The 22100-nt window shown below is 33.0% G+C and carries 23 protein-coding genes; 14 read left to right on the top strand and 9 right to left on the bottom strand.

Annotated elements, in window-relative coordinates; genetic code table 11:
• Positions 1 to 26 precede the first annotated feature (26 nt).
• Genes CIGNP109_RS07310 through CIGNP109_RS07290 form a run of 5 tightly spaced genes read right to left on the bottom strand, consistent with a single transcriptional unit; the run spans position 27 to position 4899 of the window.
• Positions 27 to 554, bottom strand: a complete 528-nt coding sequence (locus CIGNP109_RS07310; protein ID WP_086228774.1) for a MotE family protein — start codon at positions 552 to 554, stop codon at positions 27 to 29.
• A complete protein-coding gene (locus CIGNP109_RS07305) occupies positions 551 to 979 on the bottom strand; it encodes a flagellar FliJ family protein (RefSeq protein ID WP_086227315.1) in 429 nt (142 codons plus the stop codon). Before CIGNP109_RS07305 ends, CIGNP109_RS07310 begins: the two co-directional genes overlap by 4 nt.
• Complete coding sequence (locus tag CIGNP109_RS07300) at positions 976 to 2226, bottom strand: adenylosuccinate synthase (RefSeq protein WP_086228773.1); 1251 nt, start codon at positions 2224 to 2226, stop codon at positions 976 to 978. The genes CIGNP109_RS07305 and CIGNP109_RS07300 overlap by 4 nt, the downstream gene beginning before the upstream one ends.
• Before the next feature lie 9 nt (positions 2227 to 2235).
• Positions 2236 to 3084, bottom strand: coding sequence for an ATP phosphoribosyltransferase regulatory subunit (locus CIGNP109_RS07295; RefSeq protein WP_439099294.1), 849 nt, complete (start codon positions 3082 to 3084; stop codon positions 2236 to 2238).
• Between the two features lie 15 nt (positions 3085 to 3099).
• On the bottom strand, positions 3100 to 4899 hold the full coding sequence (locus CIGNP109_RS07290) for a PAS domain-containing protein (protein WP_180379621.1): 1800 nt from the start codon (positions 4897 to 4899) through the stop codon (positions 3100 to 3102).
• 136 nt (positions 4900 to 5035) lie between these two features.
• Between CIGNP109_RS07290 and CIGNP109_RS07285 the strand changes: the two genes are divergently transcribed.
• Positions 5036 to 5611 (top strand): BON domain-containing protein, encoded by a 576-nt coding sequence (locus CIGNP109_RS07285; protein WP_086228770.1) that lies wholly within the window; start codon positions 5036 to 5038, stop codon positions 5609 to 5611.
• A 166-nt stretch (positions 5612 to 5777) separates the two neighbouring features.
• Complete coding sequence (locus CIGNP109_RS07280; RefSeq protein WP_086228769.1) at positions 5778 to 6260, top strand: DUF4405 domain-containing protein; 483 nt, start codon at positions 5778 to 5780, stop codon at positions 6258 to 6260.
• Between the two features lie 21 nt (positions 6261 to 6281).
• Here CIGNP109_RS07280 and CIGNP109_RS07275 read toward each other — a convergent pair whose 3' ends face one another.
• Genes CIGNP109_RS07275 through CIGNP109_RS07265 form a run of 3 tightly spaced genes read right to left on the bottom strand, consistent with a single transcriptional unit; the run spans position 6282 to position 10006 of the window.
• Positions 6282 to 8696 (bottom strand): efflux RND transporter permease subunit, encoded by a 2415-nt coding sequence (locus CIGNP109_RS07275; RefSeq protein ID WP_086228768.1) that lies wholly within the window; start codon positions 8694 to 8696, stop codon positions 6282 to 6284.
• Positions 8693 to 9286 (bottom strand): MlaC/ttg2D family ABC transporter substrate-binding protein, encoded by a 594-nt coding sequence (locus CIGNP109_RS07270; protein ID WP_086228767.1) that lies wholly within the window; start codon positions 9284 to 9286, stop codon positions 8693 to 8695. The genes CIGNP109_RS07275 and CIGNP109_RS07270 overlap by 4 nt, the downstream gene beginning before the upstream one ends.
• A 3-nt stretch (positions 9287 to 9289) precedes the next feature.
• Entirely contained in the window at positions 9290 to 10006 is a 717-nt protein-coding gene (locus tag CIGNP109_RS07265; protein WP_086228766.1) for an MlaA family lipoprotein, read from the bottom strand.
• Between the two features lie 168 nt (positions 10007 to 10174).
• Here CIGNP109_RS07265 and CIGNP109_RS07260 point away from each other — a divergent pair, with 168 nt between their 5' ends.
• The 5 genes from CIGNP109_RS07260 (at position 10175) to CIGNP109_RS07240 (ending at position 13910) form a co-directional block, all read left to right on the top strand.
• Positions 10175 to 10963, top strand: a complete 789-nt coding sequence (locus CIGNP109_RS07260; RefSeq protein ID WP_086228765.1) for a TOBE domain-containing protein — start codon at positions 10175 to 10177, stop codon at positions 10961 to 10963.
• Between the two features lie 144 nt (positions 10964 to 11107).
• Positions 11108 to 11839, top strand: a complete 732-nt coding sequence (gene modA / locus CIGNP109_RS07255) for a molybdate ABC transporter substrate-binding protein (RefSeq protein WP_086228764.1) — start codon at positions 11108 to 11110, stop codon at positions 11837 to 11839.
• A gap of 8 nt (positions 11840 to 11847) precedes the next feature.
• A complete protein-coding gene (locus CIGNP109_RS07250) occupies positions 11848 to 12672 on the top strand; it encodes a sulfate/molybdate ABC transporter ATP-binding protein (protein ID WP_086228763.1) in 825 nt (274 codons plus the stop codon).
• Complete coding sequence (gene modB, locus CIGNP109_RS07245) at positions 12669 to 13334, top strand: molybdate ABC transporter permease subunit (RefSeq protein WP_086228762.1); 666 nt, start codon at positions 12669 to 12671, stop codon at positions 13332 to 13334. Before CIGNP109_RS07250 ends, modB begins: the two co-directional genes overlap by 4 nt.
• Positions 13335 to 13367: 33 nt before the next feature.
• Positions 13368 to 13910, top strand: a complete 543-nt coding sequence (locus CIGNP109_RS07240) for a hypothetical protein (RefSeq protein ID WP_086228761.1) — start codon at positions 13368 to 13370, stop codon at positions 13908 to 13910.
• Positions 13911 to 13934: 24 nt separating this feature from the next.
• Here the strand turns inward: CIGNP109_RS07240 and CIGNP109_RS07235 are convergent, their stop codons facing one another.
• Positions 13935 to 14717, bottom strand: a complete 783-nt coding sequence (locus CIGNP109_RS07235; RefSeq protein WP_236846185.1) for a sulfite exporter TauE/SafE family protein — start codon at positions 14715 to 14717, stop codon at positions 13935 to 13937.
• 132 nt (positions 14718 to 14849) lie between these two features.
• Between CIGNP109_RS07235 and CIGNP109_RS07230 the strand changes: the two genes are divergently transcribed.
• From CIGNP109_RS07230 to trpA, 7 genes are read left to right on the top strand one after another with little or no spacing between them, the layout of a single operon-like run.
• Positions 14850 to 16109 carry an anthranilate synthase component I family protein gene (locus tag CIGNP109_RS07230; RefSeq protein ID WP_086228790.1) on the top strand — a complete coding sequence of 420 codons (1260 nt, stop codon included), beginning with the start codon at positions 14850 to 14852 and terminating at the stop codon, positions 16107 to 16109.
• Positions 16109 to 17707 (top strand): anthranilate phosphoribosyltransferase, encoded by a 1599-nt coding sequence (gene trpD / locus CIGNP109_RS07225; protein WP_086228760.1) that lies wholly within the window; start codon positions 16109 to 16111, stop codon positions 17705 to 17707. Before CIGNP109_RS07230 ends, trpD begins: the two co-directional genes overlap by 1 nt.
• Entirely contained in the window at positions 17708 to 18802 is a 1095-nt protein-coding gene (locus CIGNP109_RS07220; RefSeq protein ID WP_086228759.1) for a DNA adenine methylase, read from the top strand. It abuts the gene before it with no gap.
• Between the two features lie 3 nt (positions 18803 to 18805).
• Positions 18806 to 19531 carry an EcoRI family type II restriction endonuclease gene (locus CIGNP109_RS07215; protein WP_086228758.1) on the top strand — a complete coding sequence of 242 codons (726 nt, stop codon included), beginning with the start codon at positions 18806 to 18808 and terminating at the stop codon, positions 19529 to 19531.
• Between the two features lie 8 nt (positions 19532 to 19539).
• Positions 19540 to 20151, top strand: a complete 612-nt coding sequence (locus CIGNP109_RS07210) for a phosphoribosylanthranilate isomerase (protein WP_086228757.1) — start codon at positions 19540 to 19542, stop codon at positions 20149 to 20151.
• Positions 20148 to 21329 (top strand): tryptophan synthase subunit beta, encoded by a 1182-nt coding sequence (trpB, locus tag CIGNP109_RS07205; protein ID WP_086227330.1) that lies wholly within the window; start codon positions 20148 to 20150, stop codon positions 21327 to 21329. Before CIGNP109_RS07210 ends, trpB begins: the two co-directional genes overlap by 4 nt.
• Entirely contained in the window at positions 21322 to 22068 is a 747-nt protein-coding gene (gene trpA, locus CIGNP109_RS07200; RefSeq protein ID WP_086228756.1) for a tryptophan synthase subunit alpha, read from the top strand. The genes trpB and trpA overlap by 8 nt, the downstream gene beginning before the upstream one ends.
• The last annotated feature ends 32 nt before the right edge of the window (positions 22069 to 22100 follow it).

Here is a 22100-nt window from a genome sequence, read left to right as displayed (position 1 = left end):
GCTAAAAATAGCAAGATAAATTAAATTTATTTAGTTGAATTTAAATCCTTAAAAAGCTCATCATTTTTCAAAATTTGCGTAAGTTCAGCTGCTATTTGCGGATCCATCTTAGCAAATATTGTCGATATCTTCTTTGGATCTAGCGCATGCAAAACCTTTGCCGCCTCATCACGTGGAAGCTGAGCAATTATGGTGGCTGCAGCTCCGTCTTTCATCTTAGCATAAACGGCTAGAATCTTATCATTTGTAATGCTCTTGATCTCAGATAAAATTTTCTCATTTTTATCAAGCATTTTTTTAATATTTTCTTCTTTTTGAGAAATCTGCGCTAAGGTTTTATTTAGATCTCTTTCTTTGGCTAAAATCTGTTCTTCACGTTGATTAAATAGCGTATTTGTTGCAGCTCTATAAGCCTCTAGCTCTTGGCGCGAGCTATCTATTAATTCTAAATTTTTAGCAATCTTTGCCTCTCTATCGGCTAAAATCTCATCATTATTCTCACTTGCGGCATACAACAAACTAGCCAAAAATATAATAAAATATATAAATTTCAATACCTATCCTTATTTAAAAATGAGTGCCTCATAGTTCCCATATCATCTAGATTTTTAGCCTCTTTTTTTCTAAGATTTTTTAACTCTTTTTGAGTCTCTTCTTTCTCCATATATTTAAATTTTTCAAGTTCAATATAGGCCTTTTTATACTGAAATTCAAAATGCACAATCTCTTTTTGAGTAAGCAAAATCTTCTCTTTAATCTTATCTTTTTGCATTCTTAAAAGCTTTTGCTGCTCGATTGTGGCTTGAATTTTCATTGATGAGCCTCTTTTGGGAAATTTGCCCATATTAAGCTCGGCATTGATTGCATCTATAGAGCGAGTAAGCTCACGAAATGTAGCCTTGGCTCGTGCTAGGCTCATTTCAAGTTTATTTAACTCCTCTTCTTTGACTTTGACTATTTGGGTAAATTGATTACTCATCTTAGTATTGTATCACTCCTTTCAGGACTTGTTGAGATGATACTGACTCTAACTCCAGTTAACTCCTCAATACGATTAATATATCTCTTAGCATTTAGTGGCAAGTCATCATAATGCTTAATTCCACTAATGCTATCCCAACCCTCAAGCTCTTCATAAATAGGCGTAACCTCATCTAAATTTGCAGGCATATAATCAATTATCTCTCCTTGATATTCATAAGCTTTACAAATTTTAATGGTTTTAAATCCATCTAGCACATCAAGCTTCATTAGTGCATAGCTATCAACGCCATTTAGCATTGAGGCATATCTAACAGCTACAGCATCTAACCATCCGCATCTGCGTCTTCTACCGGTAGTTGTGCCGTACTCTTTACCCACTTCGCACATAGTTTGTCCATCTACGCCGTGATCTTCTGTTGGGAATGCTCCATTGCCAACTCTAGTTGTATAAGCTTTTAAAATTCCAATCACATCGCCAATACTTTTTGGACTAAGTCCAAGCCCAGTACAAGCTCCAGCTGCAATAGTATTTGAGCTAGTTACATATGGATATGTTCCGTGATCGATATCTAGAAGCGTTCCTTGAGCGCCTTCAAGGAGAATTTTTTTATTCTCACTCATTGCTCTCCATAAAATTTGAGTAGTATCAGCAATATAAGGCGCTAAAGCCTCTTTAAAACCTTTAAGTTCTTGATAGATCTCATCTTTGCTAGGAATTTGCACACCAAGAGCATCTAAATAAATCCTGTTAGTTTCAAAATCATTCATTAAATTTGTACTTAATAGCTCAGGGTTTAAAAGCTCGCCAACCCTATGCCCTGTGCGACTAATCTTATCAGCATATGCTGGGCCAATACCTTTACCAGTTGTACCTATAGCCTTATCGCCTTTTAATCTCTCTTTGGCCTGGTCAATTAGCGAGTGGTAGGCTAAATTTAGATGAGCTCTATCACTAATGTAAAATCTTCCTTCTAGATTCTTAAATTGTAACATTTCTTTGATTAAAACCTCAGGATTTACCACTACTCCATTGCCAATTATATTTATAATATTTGGGTGCAAAATACCACTTGGAACTAAATGAAGCGCATATTTTACGCCATCTACCCATATAGTATGACCAGCATTATGCCCGCCGCCACTTCTACATACTAAATCATAATTTTGCGAGAGCATATCTACGATTTTACCTTTACCTTCATCACCCCACTGAATTCCAACAATTAAATCCGCTTTTGTCATATCAATCCTTTATTTATTTCTTAAATTCTCTATCACAGCATCGCTAAATATAGCAAACCCAGCTGAGATGTTTCCATCAATTTCATAGCTTCCACCACTACTTAAAATGCTATTATCGCATAAAAACCTAAAAAATAGCTTATCATAATATCTCATTTTAGAATAATATAGCGGTGCATATATTCGTTTATCATAGTTACTAGCTAATCCTTTTATCGAGTTTAATGGCTCTTTTAGCTCACTTGGCGCAATGGCAATAACCGCATCTATATCAGCATCGCTTTTTATATTTGCTAGGCGGTTTAACCATGGTAAATTTAGTCCCAAAATTACTTCTAATCTACCATTTTCAAATACGCTAATTGGTAAATTTAGTAGCTGGCAAATAATTTTTGGAATTTGAATATTGCTAATTTGCAAATGCGCACTAATACCAAATTCTCTAAAAATCTCACTAACTATATCTATGCACGGCATAATACTGCTATCGCCTAAAATCTCAGCACCGATTTGATAAATTTCACTAGTTGGATGTTTAAATACCGGCTGAATGTAAAACCACCTTTTAGTATCGCTATCTTTTAATCTTTTTGTAGTAATTCTAACTACATCTATTGTGCTATCGCTACGAAGAGCAATCTCTAAATTTTGCTTATCACCAAAACGAATTAAATTCTCAGGCTTTACGCTTTGACGCTGATGATGGCTAAAATATGGAGTGATAATCTCGCTAAATTCATTCTTTTCTAAAATTTCAGCTGCTTTAGCTTCAATCTCTCTTTTAAGCTTAGCGCTAGCGCCAAAATATAGCTTTGACCCATCTGGGATATCGTGTTCATAGATCTTTTGTGTATCCAAATTCAAATTCTCTCCTTACTCCATTATTTTATAAAATTGTGCCACATATCGCTGAATTATCTCATGTTCATCTTTAATAGCTGTGATTACTAGATGCTCTTGATAAATTTCACCGGAACGATTTTTATTATAGATTCTTCCACTCCAACTACCAAAATGCTTAATATCAGACCACATTTTAGCATAAAATACATTATCATGTTTACCTGAATGCAGGATTTGCGGTTTTTTACCAATAACTTCTTTTTTGCTATATCCAGTAATTTTTGTAAAGCTTTCATTGACATCTAATATATTTCCAGTTGCATCACAAATTAATATTCCATTAATAGAACTAAGCATAATCGCCTTAGATATAGCGTTTTGAACTACAAAATTATGATGATCACTAATATCTGTAGCAGTACCAATAATCTCATCAGAGTCATTTAGTGTATCTAGGGCTTTGGCTTTAATTCGAACATAAATTCGATTTCCATCTTTTTTAATTAGCCTTATATCACACTCAATTAACCGTGAACTGCCATCTATATACCTATCTAACTCATCAATTAAAATATCAATATCATCTCTATAAACAATTTTATATATATCCTCAATAGAGCTAACTCCCATATCAATACTATTTTTATATCCTAAAAACTCAACAAAATCAATACTAAATTTAAAAATACCACTTTGAGCGAAATACTCAAAGCCTAACAAATTACTGCTTAAAATTCTACTTTCATAGCGTTTTAATTTACTAGATAAAATCTCTTTTAAAATCTCTTGTTCAGTGCTATCAACTAAAAACATAGTAACTTCTGTTTTGTTATCTTTATTTTTCATACTTGAAACAAAAAGTCTAAACCACCCATACTCACCACTATTTAACCTAAATCTATAAGCTCTATCAAGCTCTTTTTTCATATCATATATGCTATTTTCTAATTTTATCTTTCTTTCTAACTCTAAGCTTAATGGAGTGATATCATCACTATGACATAAAGTTTTTATATCAATTTGTTTAACATCATTTGGAATTAATAAATTTGCATTTGAACTAAGCTGAGTGCTCATCCAGCTCTCATCATAGATAAATTTAATAACAATTGCAGGATTATGCTCAATCATTCCAATCTCACTATTTAGACTCTCTATTTTTTCTTGTGCTTTTGAAGCATCTAAAATAATCATAAAATATGAATCATTAAAATATAAGCTTACTGGAGTGCTAATCACCTCAACAAATTTAATCTCACCACTAGCTAATTTATGCTTATGATAGTTAGTTTTTGTTCCATCATTTACACGAATATCAAATATACTCATTGTTAATAGCTCGCCCTTAGAGTAGCCATAAAACTCCACCGCACAACGGCTAGCATCCATTATAGAGCCATCTTTAGCATCGATAAATAAAATCTTTATATCACTTCTATCAAATAATAAACTATAATATTCCATATAGTATTTTAGGCTATTTTGTGAGCATACCCACGATGTAAATAAATCATAAATATTTTTATTTATATGATAAAAATCAAAATTTGAAACTGGATCGATAATCTCTTTGCGAGCCAGCTTATCAATAAACATTTTAGTATTAGCAATTGGTATAATAAGATTATTTTTAATAAATAAAAATATCTCCAAAAGTAGTACTAAAAGCATAATCGCAAGCGTTGAAAAGCCTAAATATACGACATTGCTTATATTATCATTAGTAAATATAAAATGCAAGCTAAAACCACTCATAGCAAGAAATATCGCTAAAATAATTATAGCTCTTCTCAATAGTCCAGAAGCAAGAAAAACTTTGCCGTATCGCATATACCTAACCTTTGGCATCACTAAATTTACATAATGCAAGGCTAGATTTTATCGAAATTTTAATAAATTCAAGCTAAATATATATTTTTAAAAGTTTTTAAGAGATATTTTGTTGAAATTTAGATAAAATTATCCAATGAAATTTATATTTTATATGATTTTTGCTAGCATTATTCTAAGTGGCTGCACTTTTAAATCGCCACTATTTAATTTAACTTCAATATATGATGCTTATACTATCAATAAAGATGAAAGAGGAATCTACACAATAATAAAAGATAATGTAATACAAAAAAAACTTCAAGCCAAAATCCTAGCTAGTGCAAATTTAAGCAATTTTCATCTAGATATAGTCTCTCAATGGGGCGAAGTATTGCTAATTGGAGAGGTTGCTACAATGGATGATAAAATAGAACTGATCAATTTAGCTCGTGATACAATGGGTATAAATCATATTAAAACATATATAAATTTCAAAACGCCAAACGCATGTCACTTCTTTGATGAATTAGCATTGCTAACTAAAATTAAAACTGATCTAATAGCTGATCCGCTCATTGATAGCACAAATATCAACATTCATATCGTACAGTGTGATGTAGTTTTTAGCGGTGCGGTCAATAGCATTGAGCAAGAAAAACGAGCCTTGTGGTATGCCTTGCATACTGACGGAGTTAGTAAAGCGTACTCATTTTTACATGTTTTAAGATAAATTCACTCCTTTGTTATTATAAAATACGACAATAATAACTCTAAATTAATCTAATAAAATTGCTATAACAAATATATCTTTTGTAAAATAACTTTATTTTGTTAATTCACATATTTTTAACATATTCTTGGAATAATTTTGCCAAATTTAACTCAAAGGATAGATAATGAAAGTCTCCAAACCAATAGCTACTACAGCGACTATCGCTACATTTGCCATTGTTGGTGTTACTGGTGTTTTTATGTTTTTTGATCTTAAAAACTATGGTATCAAGATAGCCCACGAATATATCGGCATGGTAATGGTACTTGCATGTGTGCTTCATATATTTGCTAATCTTGCGCCATTTAAGAAATATTTTACTGGCAAAAAACTTGGCTTTATAAGTGCTACCATAATAGCTGCTATAATATTTGTGGTTTTTGCTCCAAATTCAAACAAGTCAAAACTACCACAAAAAGAGCTATACTCTAGCTTTATGAGTGCAAATTTAAGTAGTGCGATGATGGCTTTAAATAGTGATAAAACTGCGGTTAAAAAATACTTAAATAGTAAAAATATTGAATTTGAAGATACCAGCATTAAAGAGTTTATCTCTAAAAATAATTTAAATGAAGTTGAATTTATAAATACTCTTTTAAATCGCTAAATTATAGAGCCATCTTAGGCTCTATAATTGCTTTTTATAAAATGAAGAGATCATCGCAGGAAGCAAAATTAACGCCCCAAGAAGCATCATAAGCATAACCAAATCAGTTAAAACCCCAAAATATATAGTCGGCCAAAAATTACTAAGACTCATCACGCTAAAGCCTAAAAATATTGCAAAAGAGGTATAATACATAGCATAACCAATACTTGCGTGTGAACGCTTTACTGCACTAGAGATAGTATGCGTACGATTTTCATTTTTAAATCTATGAATATAATGAATTATATCATCAACCCCAATTCCAAGACTAATAGCAGCAATTGTAATACTCATAATATCAAGCGGGATTCCTGCAATCCCCATTATGCCAAATACAGCACACAAAGGAACAAGATTTGCAATAATTCCAATTAGTGATAGTTTAATACTTCTAAAAATTACTACAAAAACCAAAAATAGTGCCAAAACTACAAATATAAATGTATCAGCCTGTGAACTAAAGAGAGCTTGAAGCATATTATTATATAATACCATTACGCCAGCTACTTGAATCTCTACTGGTTCATCTTTTAATAGTTTTTGTAAATCAGCCTTGAGTGATTTGACAAACTCATCACGGCGTAAATTTGGATCACTATCGATAGTTCTAATACTAAATCTTGCCTCATTATTTTCTATATTTATATATGGTGTTAAGATTAGCTGCTTATACTCATTAGGTAAATTTGTATAGATTAGCGAGAGTGCAAGCGGATCAAGCTCCTTACCATTATTTATACTTTTTCCTACTTCAAGTAAAGTAGCAAGCGAGCTAACATTTCCAACAAACTCACGCTCAGCAATAAATTTATTAACTCTTTTAATAATATCAAGCCTATAAGTATTAAACCAGTATTGCTCCTCTTGACTACCGCCAAATTCATCTTCAAATTCGCCTAGTTCATCATCACTATTTTGCTCAATTGGTTTAAATTTAATAATCACATCCAAAGGAATCGTTCCACCTAGCTCTTGATCGATCACCTTCATACCTTGGTAAATTTCAGTATTTGATTTAAAGTATCCTATAAAACTATTTTCAACCCTAAGCTGACTAATACCATAAATACCAATAACTACTATAAACAAACTAATTATATATATTATTTTTGGTTGATTTATGGCAAATTTAGCACACCACTGTGTGAATTTAAAGTGATTTTCAAAGCTCATTTTGGGCTCTTTTTTCTTCAGCATCATAAGCAAACTACCAAAAATAAAAAACGCCACCAAAAGCGATATAGAGATACTCACACTCATCATCGCCCCAAGCATAATAATTGGTTTAATATCGCTTAGGCAAAGTGATAAAAATCCAATTACTGTAGTAAAAATTGCAAAAAAGCAAGGTGTAAATTTAGAACGCAAAGTAAGATAAACTAACTGCGCATTTGTATAAATTTTATGTTTTAAATATAACTCACGATATGCTACGATTAAGTGAATTACCACTGAAATTGTAATGATTAGCTGAAGGGCTATATAATTAGAGCTAATTACTGTAATCTCATAACCTAAAAGCCCAAATAGTCCACTTGCTAAAATTACACTTAAAAAACAGACAATCACTGGTAAAACTACAAATCTAACTTGTCTAAAAAATAACCATAAACAAAACCCAAGAAGCACTAAAACACTACTTCCATAAACTGCTAAGTCATTTTTAACAAAGCTTATCATATCATCAGCAATCATACTAATGCCGCCTAAAAATAGCCGCTCATCTCCCTTATAGCGCTCTATAATCTCCCTAATTTTAGTAATATTTTCATGTTCAACAATCCTTTGAGCGTCTCTATATTTTTTAAATTCAATTTCTAAATTTGCTAATTTTTGGCCAAACTCTTTTAGATTTGCTCTTTGTTCTAAAAATCTGGCATAAGTCTCATCATCTTTTAAATTTACTACAATAGCTGTGGTTTTAAAATCACTACTAACTAATGAGTTTTTATATAATAAACTATTCATTAACTCATCTTTGGCCCTGGCCATATCGATGCCAGTTTTGCTTAAATTTGGCACATCCTCTATTAATTCACTAATGCTTAAATTGGGATTATTAGTTAAAAGTGGGGCTTTTAAGATTGAAAAAACTGAATCGACACTTTTTAAATTCTCAAGCTCTCTTGAGATTGCTGCGATTTTATCTAGACTATTTTGGTTTAAAAGTCCTAAATTTGGTGTATAAGCAATAACTAAAAAATTCTTACTATCATAGCGTTTAGTAATATCACGCCAAATAGCTAAATCCTTATCATTTTCAAGTAATAAAGTCTGAGTAGAAGCATCAATCTCAAGCTTATAAGAAAAGACTCCAATTCCAAGGCAAATAAGCAAACTAAACGCTAAAACAGCCTTAGGAAATGCGACAATTAGCTTAAATATTTTTTTCATTTAACAGTGGCATTATGATCAGCTGTTGCATTTTGAAGACGCTTTATAATCTCATCAAAGCCTGCATTTTTACTTAAATCATTAAACTGACTTCTATAGCTTTGAACTAAACTCACGCCTAAAATATCAATATCATAGATTAGATAATCACTCTTATTTGCTGGGTGAAATTTAAAAATTAATGGATAATTTTCGCTTTTATTTTTTATTACAGCATAGACATTGTATCGATTTTTGTTTCCCATTTCGCCTTTTACAAACTCAATCTCTTGATCGCTATAATATCCAAGCTTTTGCGTAAAAGATGCCTTTAAATTTGCTACAAATTGTTTTTCAAACTCATCTTGCTGTGTAGGATTTAACATACTATATTGCTTAGAAAGAGAGAGTCTAGCCATCAGTGAGTAGTCAAAGTATCCATCAAAAAGCTTAAAAAGCTCTAAAGGCTTTTGCTCTTTTACTATAGATTTATCATTCATTATCTCTATTGCTTTTTTAAAATCACTCTTTAGAGTCTCATCAATATTTTTAAGCTCTATGCCAAAAGCAATTGAGCATACCAAAAATAACAAAAATATAATTTTTCTCATATTTTACTCCTGAATTTGTGCATTTCTGCGTTGTTCATAGCCATCTTTTATGAATGTATATAAGTCGATTGCACCACTAGTAAGCTTATTATATAGTTCTGGATCTTTAGAACCATCGTTAATTAGCTGCCATGATTTAACAGCTAAATTTAGATGAAAATATTTATGACCATCATCAGTAAATATCTCATTGGTATAACTCAATGGATTAATGAAAAAGTCCCCACTCATACCTATTAAATCACGCAAATTTGTCTGTCCTAAAACTGGCAATACTATAGGAAAACCACTACCAATTCCCCAATATCCAAGTGTTTGACCAAAATCCTCATCGTGTCTTTTAAGCCCATAAACATTAGTTGCTACATCGCTAATCCCGCCAAAACCAATTATAGTATTAGCAATAAATCTTAGCGTCTCCTCTCCTGCTGCTGTAAATTTAAACTGCAAAAGATTATTAACTAAACGAATTGGATATATAATATTATCAAAAAAATTACTTATAGCATCTTGAGCAGGATCTGGCATTATATAATCATAGCCTTTAAATGTTGGTATCAAGATATTTTGATATACAACATGATTAAACTCGGTCATAACCCTATTATATCCACTAAGCGGATCAAAACTGCTAGTAGCATACTCATCTTCAAATGAATCAATATCATCAGCAAAACAGCTAATTAAAAATATAAAACTAGCCAAAAAAATCCTAGCCATAATATTACCTCATAAATTAAAAAGGCAATATTATATCAGTTCAAACTTAAGTTAGTATGAATTATAAAATTTACTATATTTTATTTTTATTGTTTTCAAATATAAACCCAATTTTAATAATAAAATATTATAATACGCCAAAGAAAAATAAGTTTAAAAGAGGTTTTTATGAAAGCTAGGATAAATCTTGAGCTATTTTTAGATGATGAAGTAGCCCTTTTGCCAAAGCATATCAAACTTCTAAAGGCTCTAGATGAGACCAAAAGCATCACTAGAGCAGCAAATGCAGTTGATATCTCGTATAAAAATGCTTGGGACTGCCTAGATCTACTTAACTCCAAAGCCAAAGAGCCATTAATTGCTAGGGTAAATGGCAAGAGAAAAAATAGTGGTAGCGAGCTTAGTGCATATGCAAAAGATATTATAGATGTGTATGAGGCGATTTTAAAAATTCAAAATAATTTATTAGATGAAATCTGTAGCAATCCAGATATTCACGCCATAAATAATCTAAAAAGGAACAATATGAAGTTAAGCGCTAAAAATCAACTTCAAGCTACAATCACAGATATAAATATCGGCGCAGTAAATGCGCAAATCACAGCTAAATTAAGCGATGGAACATTGCTAAAATCCATAATCACAATAGATAGCCAAAAAGAGTTAAACTTAGAAGTTGGCAAAGAGGTTTTATTTATCTTTAAAGCTTCAAGCGTAATTTTAGCTAAAAGCGATGATAAAGAGCTTAAAATTTCTGCATCAAATAAGCTAAAAGGCAAAGTAACTAAAGCTACAATAGGTGCAGTAAATGCCAAAATCGCCGTAAATATAGGCAATAATCAGACAATACACGCTATCATCACTAACGAATCAGCCCAAGATATGAGAATCAATGTCGGTGATGAAGTTGAGCTATTTATCAAAGCTAGTCAAATTATCATAGCGGCACAGGCTTAGTTTATTACTTGCTTGGTATTAGTCAAGCAAGAGTAATTGCTAACTTTTTAAAATATAAATATATAATTTATATTTATAAATATCCATTTATTTACTATTTTTCCATATAATTATAAGTATAAATTTATAATATTAGGAATAAATATGAGATCAATTTTTCTACTTTTAGCCTTTGTGGTTTGCTCTTTTGCTTCAACACTCAATGTAGCCGCAGCGGCAAATACAGCCTATGTCTTAGAAGAGATAAAAAGCGAATTTATCAAACTTCATCCAGATGCTAAAATCAACATAACACTAGGCTCAAGCGCTAAATTAGTAGCCCAAATCAAAAATGGCGCCCCTTTTGATCTATTTTTAAGCGCAAATATAGATTTCGCTGATGTGCTATATAAAGATGGTTTTGCTCTTAATAAACCTGTTATTTACACTAGCGGAAGCGTGGCTATTTTGAGCGTTAGAGGCTATGAACCAAGCCTAAACTCATTAAAAAACAAAGATATAAAAACAATAATAATAGCCAACCCAAAAACCGCCCCATACGGTGCTGCCACGATAGAAGCATTTAAAAATGCTGGAATTTATGATGAGATTAAAGATAAAATCATTGAAGCAAATAGCATAGGCGATGCTCTAAATCAAACTATAAAAGCTGGTGATATCGGTTTTGTCGCAGCTAGTGCTTTGAAGGCTGAACAGATGCTACAATATACAAATTATGCTATTTTAGATGGCTCACTTCATACTAGTATAGATCAAGCAATGGTAATCCTAAATCATGGTAAAGAAAATAAATTAGCTAAAGATTTTTATGATTACTTACTTAGCAAACCGGCTCAAGATATATTTGTTAAATTTGGATATAAAGCGATTAATTAGGCGAATTTATGATTCATTTCCACTGCCAAAAGTCCTTTGATGGATTTAAGCTTGATCTTGAATTTAAGATAAATAATGGCGAATTTGTCGCATTATATGGCAAAAGTGGCAGTGGTAAAAGCACGATATTAAGGCTACTTGCTGGATTTGATAAGCCTGATAGCGGAGTTATTAGCAGTGATGGGGTGATATATTATAACAAAGATATATTTTTGCCCCCACAAAAGCGAAATATCGGATATCTTTTTCAAGATTATGCTCTATTTCCTAATATGAGTGTGATGCAAAATCTACTATTTGCCAAAAATGATATTAAATTTGCTACTGAATTACTAGAATTAGCCGAGCTTTTAGAGTTTCAAAACGCCTATCCGCACACACTCTCTGGCGGTCAAAAGCAACGCACAGCCCTAGCAAGGGCTTTAATGAGGCGACCTAAAATCTTGCTTTTAGATGAGCCTTTATCTGCTTTAGATGCGAAATTACGCATTAAACTCCAAGACTACTTAAGCCAAATTCACAAAAAATATAATATGAGTATAATCTTAGTTAGCCACGATAAACACGAAATTTACAGACTCTCTAACCATATTTATGAGATTGACAATGGCAAAATCATCCAAAGTGGCACCCCAAAAGAGCTATTTTTAAGCTCAAATTTGGATCAAAATATCAATCTATTAGCTACAATTTTAGAGATAAATAGCCAAAGCATAACCTGCGAATACGCAAATCAAATTTACAAAATTCCAGCTACAAATATCAATAAATTTAAAATCGGAGATACCATCACTCTAAGCACACAAATATCAAATTTAAAGGTGGATATATGATAGATTGGACGCCACTATTATTGTCATTTAAACTAGCTATTATATCTACGATTATACTCTTTATCATATCTATATTTTTCGCTTATATCGTTGCTAGATGTGAGTTTAGATTTAAGTCTGTTTTAGAAAGCGTGATATCTTTGCCACTTGTATTGCCGCCTTCGGTGCTTGGATTTTATATCTTGATACTCTTATCGCCATACTCATTTTTGGGCGAATTTATGGAAAAATATTTTGATATTAGGCTTGTTTTTAATTTCAGCGGTCTTGTGATTGCTAGTTGTATCTACTCATTGCCTTTTATGTTTTCGCCGATTTTATCAGGGTTTAAATCCCTGCCAAATTCGCTTATAGAGGCTAGTTATAGCCTTGGCAAAGGCAAGCTTACTACTCTATTTCGTGTCGCTATGCCAAATATCAAGCCATCGCTTTTGAGTGCTATTATCATTAGTTTTGCTCACACTTTGGGCGAATTTGGAGTGATTTTAATGATAGGAGGAAGCATAGAAGGCAAGACTAAGGTCGCTAGTATCGCTATTTATGAGGCTGTTGAGATATTGGATTATAAACTTGCGCATATATATTCAGCGATTATGCTTATAATTAGCTTTAGTGTTTTGTTTTTAGTCTATTTCATAAACCAAAAAATAGAGAAAAAATAGTATAATACCTAAATTTATTTTTAGGGGATTTTGATGAAAAATATATTTTTTTGCCTTATAATTAGCTTGGTATTTTTAGGTTGTAGTAATCCTGTTTTTACTAGTTATCTCTCAACTTCTAATCCGATTTTTATCACTGAAAATATAAAAGGCAAGAGCTTTAGTATATCTTCACAAAATTTCAGCGAAAACTTTGAAAATAATCTAAGCTCTGCCCTAATCCAAAATGGTTATAAAAAAGCTACCAAAAATCCAGATATCGCAATCAAAATTACGCTAAATTACCTACGCCAAAATAGCGATATTAAGAATAATAATTTTATGGAATTTGGCTTTGGTAGTGGTGGATTTAGGCATGTTGGCTTTGGTAGCGGCTTTGGTGGTGGATACGAAAATGAGTATTTTTACGATGCTCAAGCCTCGCTTTTCATCGCTCTTAAAGATAGCAAGAATTATCAAACAAATTTAAATCTACAAAGCCAAAAATCTAGCTTTGAGTACTCTCAAACTCAAGCTATAGATAGCTTTGAGCTTAAAATAATATCTAAAATTATTGAAATTTTAAATGGATTTTAGCCCGAATTTAGCCATAAAAGTTGATTAAAATAGTATATTTTTAACCATCAAAATAAACATAATTATATATAAGCCAAGCGCCAATCTTTTTTGAATATTTTTATCAACTTTATGGCCAAATTTTACACCAAAATATACCCCAATTATAGACCCAATTCCAATTGTAAATCCACTTTTATAATCCACAAGTCCCGCATTTGCTAAGCTTATAAGCCCAGAAAATGAGCTAAATATAACAAAAAATAGCCCAATTGATATAGCTTTTTTGATATCCATTTTTAAAAATCCCACAAATATCGGCGTTAAAAATAGCGCCCCGCCAATCCCAGCCGATATCGCCACAGCACCTACTAAAACCCCCACACCAAACATTATAAATTTAGATATCTCTTTAGGATTATCATTTTTCACATCTGCTTGAAAAAATTTAATTATCGCCACCATTAACATAAATAACACCACAAATTTCAAAGCGATACTAGGCATAATTGATACTATAAATCCACTAAAACTCGCCCCCACAAGTCCGCCTATCCCAACTACAATCCCATCATTTAAAACCAATTTTTTATTTTTGTAATTCACATAGCTACCAAATAGCGCCCCCATAAACATCTGAAGCACACTAATACCAATCGCACTTTTAATATCAAAACCCAAATTTAAAAGTATCGGCACCAAAATTGTCCCACCACCAATGCCAAAAAACCCACTAATACACCCCACACCAACACCAATAGCAACAAAAATAGCAGCCGCCCATAAAAGGCTCATATCACCTAAAATCACACTAAATCCATCAACCATTTTTCTACCTTAAATTTGATTTGGAATTATATTAATCCTAAGATAAAATCTAGCTTTGAAATACTAAATTTTAAGATTGATAAAGAAAATTTTTTGTATAATATTTTTTTAAAAAAACTTTTTGGAGATAAGATGCTTTTACTCTATGATCCAACCATATATTTTAAAGAAATTTTACGCCAATATCCAAAATCCTATCTAGCTGAAGATGAGACTCAAGCAATCATCGGAATTGATTGTGAGTATATCAGCGGAGATGACTTTGGCAAATTAAACGATAGAATCAAAAATGGCAAAAAAATCTCAAATTTCGCCGGGCTTTTTGGCGTTTTAAGCTATGAAGCAGTATATAAATTCGAAAAAATTGGTGAGCTTAAACCCGCATTATATGAGTTTCCATTATATCATTATAGCGACGCTAAAGCCTATCTTCACTATGACAAACAGAGTAAAATTTATAGCTTTTATGGCGATAGCAACTACTTTAATAATCTTAAAGATATTAAGCCACTTAAATCAGATAAAAGTTATTTTTACACCATTAAAAGCGACTTAAATAGCCAAAAAGCCGACTATTTAAAGATGATTGAAACGGCTAAAAATTATATAAAAAATGGTGATATTTTCCAAGTAGTCTTATCCAAAACTTTAGAGCTACAAAGCGATTTTGATCCGCTTGAATTTTATGAAATTTTAAAATCACAAAATCCTAGCCCATATATGTTTTACTATCCAAGTGAATTTGGCACCATCGTAGGCAGTAGCCCAGAGCTAGTAGTAGAGATCAAAAAGGGCATTATCCACACAAGCCCGATTGCCGGAACCAAAAAGCGTGGAAGAGATGCTAATGAAGATGAAATTATAAAAAATGAGCTTTTAAATGATGAAAAAGAGCTTAGTGAGCATAGAATGCTAATTGATTTAGCTAGAAATGATATAGGCAAATTCGCACTTCCAAGTAGCGTAAAAGTGATAAATCCTATACATATTAAGCTTTATGAAAGTGTAATGCATATCGTAAGCGATATATACGCAGAGCTTAAAAGCTCATCATCAGCGATGGAAGCGATAGCTACGATATTTCCTGCTGGCACACTTAGCGGTAGCCCAAAGATACGAGCGATGCAAATTATAAATGAGCTTGAAGAGCATAGTCGTGGAATTTATGGTGGTGGGATTGGATTTTGGCATTTTAATGGCGATATGCAAATGGCGATTTTGATTCGTTCAGCTATATTTGTGCCAAATTCAGATTCAAATCGTGTATTTATCGGTGCTGGAGCTGGAATCGTATGGGATAGCATAGCCCAAAATGAGTATGAAGAGATCTGTAACAAACGCAAAAGCTGTCTAAAAATCTTCGAGCAATACGCAACCAAAAGGGATAAATAATGATTTTAATGATTGATAATTATGATAGTTTTGTCTATAATATCTATCAATATATCTTAGATACAACTAATGAGTCTATAAAATGCGTTAGAAATGATGAGATCACAATTGATGAGATCAAAGCCTTAAATCCATCTAAAATTATCCTAAGCCCAGGGCCAAAACACCCTAAAGATAGTGGCGTTTGCTTAGATATTTTAAGGGCGAATTTAGGCATTCCTATACTTGGAATTTGCCTTGGGCATCAAGCTATCGGGCTAGTAAATGGAGCTGATATTAAGGTACTTGACACCCCGGTACATGGCAAAATATCCCAAATTCATATCCAGCAAAACAGTCTTATATTTAATGGCTTACCAACTGAATTTAGTGTGATGAGATACCACTCTTTATATGTAGATAATCTACCACCAAACTTGCAAGCCACAGCTTATAGCAGCGATGGGGTTTTGATGGCGTTAGAAGATAGTAAAAATCAAATTTTTGGGATACAATTTCACCCTGAAAGTTTCTTTAGCCAATATGGCAAACAGATAATAGCAAACTTCGTCTCACTAAATAAAAAAGATAATGAAGAGCCTAAAAAAGCCAATTTCGCACCATTTCTTACCAAGCTCCAAAAGGGCTTTGCCCTTGATAGTAAGGATTATGAGATAATATGCAAAGAGATTTATAAGAAAAATTATGATGAAGTCCAGCTTGGGGCTTTACTAGTTTTAATAAGCGAAAAATCCCTATATCCAGATAGCTTAGCAGCACTTGTGAAAAATATACTAAAATACTCAACTACATATAGTGATAACTCCAAAATGATGGATATAGTAGGCACAGGTGGCGATGGCCTAAAAACGATAAATATCTCCACAACAACAGCCTTCATACTAGCATCTTTGGGTATCAAAGTAGCCAAACACGGCAACAAAGCCATAACCTCCAAAAGCGGTAGTAGCGATGTTTTAGGCCAAATAGGCATAAATCCTGGTAGCGATATAGAGCATTTAAAATTTAAACTCAATAACCAAAATTTAGCCTTTTTTCATGCTCCATATTTTCACCCTATTACAGCTAGCGTGCGTGATGTAAGATTAAGGCTTGGCGTGGGAACGGTCTTTAATATCCTTGGCCCACTTCTAAACCCAAATTTAAGCCTTAGCAATCAAGTAGTAGGCAACTACCTTGAAGAAGTTAATGAGTTAATCGCAGCTACTTTGCTAAATTTAGGTCGCAAACACGCTATCGTAGTCCATGGAATGGACTCTATGGATGAGATAACACTTTGCGATGAGACTCTAATCCACGAAGTCAAAGATGGCAAAATACTAGAATATAAGATTACGCCAGAGCAATTTGGCTTTAAAAGGGCATTCCACTCTGATATTGCCGGTGGCGATGCTAGTTATAATGCCGAAATTTTAAAAGCCACTCTAAAAGGCGAGCTTAGTGGGCCAAAATTTGATATAGTGCTTTTAAATGCGATGTTTGCTCTATATACAGCAGATGGTGCTAGCTCTCCACTAGAAGCTAAGGATATAATCCTAAATGCGATTAAATCAGGCAAGGTTTGGGAGTTTTATCAAAGCTATATTAAAAGGCAGTAAATGAGCGAGAATAAAGAGTATCTAAGTGAGCAATTAATCAGCTATCTAGGCAATAAACGCTCACTCCTATCCAATATCACCAAAGTAATAACTGATATCAAAAATAATCTTGCCAAAAGCAAGATATCATTTGCTGATGTTTTTAGTGGTAGCGGCATAGTCGCAAGAGCTGCTAAATCCCATTCTAGCGTAATCTTTGCCAATGATTTAGAGAGATACTCATACATTATAAACTCATGTTATCTATCAAATTCCAATCCAAATTTGATAGATAATCTATCTAAATATTTTACTCAAATTCAAAATAATTTCACCCCAAAAGAGAGCTTTATAAGCGAACTTTATGCCCCAAAAAATGATGAAAATATCCAAAAACATGAAAGAGTTTTTTACTCTAGGCAAAATGCGTTAATTTTAGGCGGTTTAAGAGATGAAATATCTAAAATTCCAACTGAATTTCAAAAATATTTTATCGCCCCACTGCTTAGCCAAGCCTCCATCCACTCCAATACCGGTGGGGTTTTCAAAGGATTTTATAAAGATAAAGATGGCGTTGGTAAATTCGGCGGACAGGGCGAAAATGCATTGAGGCGAATTCTAGGCAAAATAGAGCTAAAAATGCCGATTTTTTCAAATTTTCAAAGCGAATTTGAAGTTTTCCAAAATGACGCTTTGGAATTTGCCAAATCCATATCAAAAGTTGATATAGCCTATTTTGACCCACCTTATAATCAACATCCTTATGGCTCAAACTACTTTATGTTAAATTTAATTAGCGATTTTAAAGCTCCAAATATAGAGCAAATTAGCAAAGTTAGCGGCATACCAAACGACTGGAATCGCTCAAAATATAATAAAAAAGCTAAAGCAAGCGATGAATTTTTCAACCTTTTAAGCGAATTTAAAGCCAAATATCTAATCATCTCATTTAACTCAGATGGCTTTATCAGTATGGATGAGTTTTTGATAAATTTAGCAAAAATTGGCGAGGTTGATAAGGTCGAGATCAAATACCCAACTTACAGAGCTAGTAGAAATTTAAACTCAAGAGATTTATATGTGACAGAGTATCTTTATATCGTTAAAAAAGGATAAAAAATGGCAAGTAGCGATGTTTTGAGAAAAAATAAAAATCAACATAAGGCAAAAAATGTAAATTCTAAATCTGATGATAAAAATATTGGAATAGCTATGAATAGAACGATTGAATATTTGATAAATCGTTTTAAAAATATACAAAATTTCGATGGATATTATTTTGAATTTGGAAAATCTTTATCGCTAAAAATAATGATGGATAATATCAGAAATGGCGGTATTAGAAAACAATTTGATACAAATTGGGAAGAAAACACTATCATGCCAGACGGTGGATTTTTGATTTTAAAAAAGAAAGATGATGAAAATTATCAAAAGTTACTTCTAGCAGCAGAAGTTAAACGACAAGGCACAAATGATAAAAGACTAGCAGAAGGGCTAACAAAACAGGCTCGTGGTAATGCGATAGAAAGGCTTGGAAAAAATTTAATCGGAATAAAAGCGATGATGAACCATGAAGATATAACACCATTTGTATGCTTCGGACACGGAGATGATTTTAATCAAGATGATATAACGACAAAAAATGTTTTTTCAAAACTTAGTACAATGAACGAATTTTACTATCTAAATAAAACTTATATTTTCAAACTTGACGGCAATAGCGAACATAACAAATTTGCACCAGTGAGTATGTATTTTAGAAAAGACGAGTGGAGTATTGATGAAATGTTTGAGATTATGAAAGAAATTGCCGAGACTTCTTTGAGATATTACATTTTTTAGGTTTTAAGATGAAGCCATTAATCAAAATTTGCGGTATCAAAAATTTAAACGAAGCCAAAAGCGTATGCGAGTGCGAATTTGACGCTCAAAGGGTGGATTTCATCGGTGTGATTTTCGCTCAGAGTAAAAGGCAAGTTAGCTTAGAAATGGCTAAAAATATTGCTGATTTGGCTCATAAATTTGGTATAAAAGTTGTTGGAGTATTTGCTGGGATTGAGTTTGATAAGATAGCTAAGATAGTGAATTTAACGAGTTTAGACGCCGTTCAAATCTATGAAAAAGTAGATGATAAGGCCAAATTTGATTGTGAGGTGTGGCAAGTTTTTAGCGTGGGTGAATCGTTGCCAGAGCTTAATGGGAGCTATGATAAAGTATTATTTGATACAAAAGGTGAAAAAAGGGGTGGAAATGGGGTTAAATTTAATTGGGATTTACTAAAAAATTTAGATATCAAATTTGGTTTAGCCGGTGGAATCGGTGTAGAAAATTTAAAAGAAGCTATGAAGCTTAAACCAAATTTAATTGATATAAATAGCAAAATAGAAGATGAGTTTGGGTTTAAAGATAGCAAAAAGATATATGAAATTTTAAAAATAGTTAATTTAGGAGATTTAAGATGAATGCAAAAGCCTATTTTGGTAAATATGGTGGCCAATTTGTCCCTGAAACCGTGATGAGCGCATTAAATGAGCTAGAAGTTGCTTATGAAAAGATAGCTAGTAGCGATGAGTTTAAGGCTGAGTTAAATGAGCTTTTAAGAGATTATGTAGGCAGACCAAGCCCATTGTATCACGCCAAAAGGCTAAGTGAGCATTATGGGCATGATATCTATCTAAAAAGAGAAGATCTCAATCACACAGGAGCTCACAAGATCAATAACGCCCTAGCCCAAGCTTTGCTTGCCAAAAAAATGGGTAAAAAGAAGGTCTTAGCCGAAACAGGCGCTGGTCAGCACGGCGTGGCTACTGCGACTGCGGCGGCGCTTTTGGGTTTGGAGTGTGATGTTTATATGGGTGAATGCGATACCAAAAGACAGGCTCTGAATGTCTATAAAATGCAGCTTTTAGGGGCTAATGTAGTGCCTATTAGCGATGGACTTGGCACACTTAAAGAGGCCACCACGGCAGCTATTCAAGCGTGGGTAAATGAGATAGAGAGTAGATTTTATGTGATCGGTTCAGCTGTTGGGCCTCATCCATACCCAAAAATCGTTAGAGATTTCCAAAGCATAATTGGCACTGAAGCCAAAGCACAATTAGATGAAAAAGGGGTAAAAGCTGATTATATCATCGCTTGCGTGGGCGGTGGAAGTAATGCTATTGGGATATTTTCAGCTTTTTTAGATGATCCAAGTGTAAATATAATAGGCGTAGAAGCCGCTGGGCTTGGTATAGAGACTAAATACCACGCAGCGACTCTAACTAAGGGCGCTGATGGCATAATCCATGGGATGAAAACCATCGTTTTACAAGATGAATTTGGAATGATTTTGCCCGTTCATAGCATAAGTGCTGGGCTTGATTATCCAGGTGTTGGGCCAGAGCATGCGCATTTACAAGATATAGGTAGAGTGAGCTACTATGCTGTTAGTGATGATGAGTGCATAAATGCCCTAAAATTGCTATCAAAATTAGAAGGGATAATACCAGCTATTGAGAGCTCTCACGCCCTAGCCTATTTAGATAAGCTATGTCCTACACTACAAAAACGCTCAAATATTGTAGTAAATGTAAGTGGTAGAGGCGATAAAGATATGCATACTATAATGGATTATAAAAAAGGAACAATATATGGATAAGATAGCAAATGCCTTTAAAGGCAAAAAAGCAAATATCGGCTACATTGTAGCTGGATATCCTAGCTTAGAATACAGCAAAGAGTTTTTAAATTTACTTGATGATAGCGTGCTTGATATAATTGAGATTGGAATACCTTATTCTGATCCTTTAGCAGATGGCAAACTTATAGCCAATGCAGCATTTCAAGCATGCAATAACGGAGTAAATACAACAAAAGTTTTTGATATGCTAAAAGGTGTTAAAACCTCTAAAGCATTGGTATTTTTAGTATATTACAATATTATTTTAGCTTATGGCGAAGATAAATTTTTACGCCAAAGTTTAGAGTGTGGAATTAGTGGAATTTTAGTCCCTGATATGCCTTTTGAAGAGAGTAGTAAATTCGCCCAAAAATGCGAAGAATACGGCATCGCACTCATAAGATTAATCGCTCCTACAAGCACCAAAAGGTCAAAAGAGATATTAAGCAAAGCTAATGGTTTTATCTATGCTGTAGGCTCTTTGGGTGTAACTGGCGGGGAACAAAGCTCAATTGATAGATTAAAAGATATGATTAAAACTATAAAAGACAATACCAATTTGCCTGTCGCCATAGGCTTTGGGGTCAAGAATGCTAGCGATGTCAAAAAGGTAAAAGAGTATGCAGATGGCGCAATTATAGGCACAAAAATTGTAGAGATTACAAGCAAATTTGACCCACAAACCGCTCACAAAAAGATAAAAGAGTTATTTGAATAGTTACACAATTTGGCTAAATTTCAAACTAAAAT

The organism is Campylobacter sp. P0109, from assembly GCF_002138755.1.
GTDB classification, from domain to species: Bacteria; Campylobacterota; Campylobacteria; order Campylobacterales; family Campylobacteraceae; genus Campylobacter; species Campylobacter devanensis.
Note: the sequence above shows the minus strand (reverse complement) of the source record. Positions and strands in the feature narration are given on the sequence as shown.

Excerpts from the sequence above, each read along its gene's own strand:
- modA (WP_086228764.1), top strand. The coding sequence starts at position 11,108 with ATGAGATCAATTTTTCTACTTTTAGCCTTTGTGGTTTGCTCTTTTGCT.
- trpD (WP_086228760.1), top strand. The coding sequence starts at position 16,109 with ATGATTTTAATGATTGATAATTATGATAGTTTTGTCTATAATATCTAT.
- CIGNP109_RS07280 (WP_086228769.1), top strand. The coding sequence starts at position 5,778 with ATGAAAGTCTCCAAACCAATAGCTACTACAGCGACTATCGCTACATTT.
- CIGNP109_RS07260 (WP_086228765.1), top strand. The coding sequence starts at position 10,175 with ATGAAAGCTAGGATAAATCTTGAGCTATTTTTAGATGATGAAGTAGCC.
- CIGNP109_RS07285 (WP_086228770.1), top strand. The coding sequence starts at position 5,036 with ATGAAATTTATATTTTATATGATTTTTGCTAGCATTATTCTAAGTGGC.
- CIGNP109_RS07240 (WP_086228761.1), top strand. The coding sequence starts at position 13,368 with ATGAAAAATATATTTTTTTGCCTTATAATTAGCTTGGTATTTTTAGGT.
- CIGNP109_RS07210 (WP_086228757.1), top strand. The coding sequence starts at position 19,540 with ATGAAGCCATTAATCAAAATTTGCGGTATCAAAAATTTAAACGAAGCC.
- modB (WP_086228762.1), top strand. The coding sequence starts at position 12,669 with ATGATAGATTGGACGCCACTATTATTGTCATTTAAACTAGCTATTATA.
- CIGNP109_RS07220 (WP_086228759.1), top strand. The coding sequence starts at position 17,708 with ATGAGCGAGAATAAAGAGTATCTAAGTGAGCAATTAATCAGCTATCTA.
- CIGNP109_RS07235 (WP_236846185.1), bottom strand. The coding sequence starts at position 14,717 with ATGGTTGATGGATTTAGTGTGATTTTAGGTGATATGAGCCTTTTATGG.
- CIGNP109_RS07265 (WP_086228766.1), bottom strand. The coding sequence starts at position 10,006 with ATGGCTAGGATTTTTTTGGCTAGTTTTATATTTTTAATTAGCTGTTTT.
- CIGNP109_RS07300 (WP_086228773.1), bottom strand. The coding sequence starts at position 2,226 with ATGACAAAAGCGGATTTAATTGTTGGAATTCAGTGGGGTGATGAAGGT.
- CIGNP109_RS07275 (WP_086228768.1), bottom strand. The coding sequence starts at position 8,696 with ATGAAAAAAATATTTAAGCTAATTGTCGCATTTCCTAAGGCTGTTTTA.
- CIGNP109_RS07290 (WP_180379621.1), bottom strand. The coding sequence starts at position 4,899 with ATGCGATACGGCAAAGTTTTTCTTGCTTCTGGACTATTGAGAAGAGCT.
- CIGNP109_RS07270 (WP_086228767.1), bottom strand. The coding sequence starts at position 9,286 with ATGAGAAAAATTATATTTTTGTTATTTTTGGTATGCTCAATTGCTTTT.
- CIGNP109_RS07230 (WP_086228790.1), top strand. The coding sequence starts at position 14,850 with ATGCTTTTACTCTATGATCCAACCATATATTTTAAAGAAATTTTACGC.
- trpA (WP_086228756.1), top strand. The coding sequence starts at position 21,322 with ATGGATAAGATAGCAAATGCCTTTAAAGGCAAAAAAGCAAATATCGGC.
- CIGNP109_RS07215 (WP_086228758.1), top strand. The coding sequence starts at position 18,806 with ATGGCAAGTAGCGATGTTTTGAGAAAAAATAAAAATCAACATAAGGCA.
- CIGNP109_RS07250 (WP_086228763.1), top strand. The coding sequence starts at position 11,848 with ATGATTCATTTCCACTGCCAAAAGTCCTTTGATGGATTTAAGCTTGAT.
- CIGNP109_RS07305 (WP_086227315.1), bottom strand. The coding sequence starts at position 979 with ATGAGTAATCAATTTACCCAAATAGTCAAAGTCAAAGAAGAGGAGTTA.
- trpB (WP_086227330.1), top strand. The coding sequence starts at position 20,148 with ATGAATGCAAAAGCCTATTTTGGTAAATATGGTGGCCAATTTGTCCCT.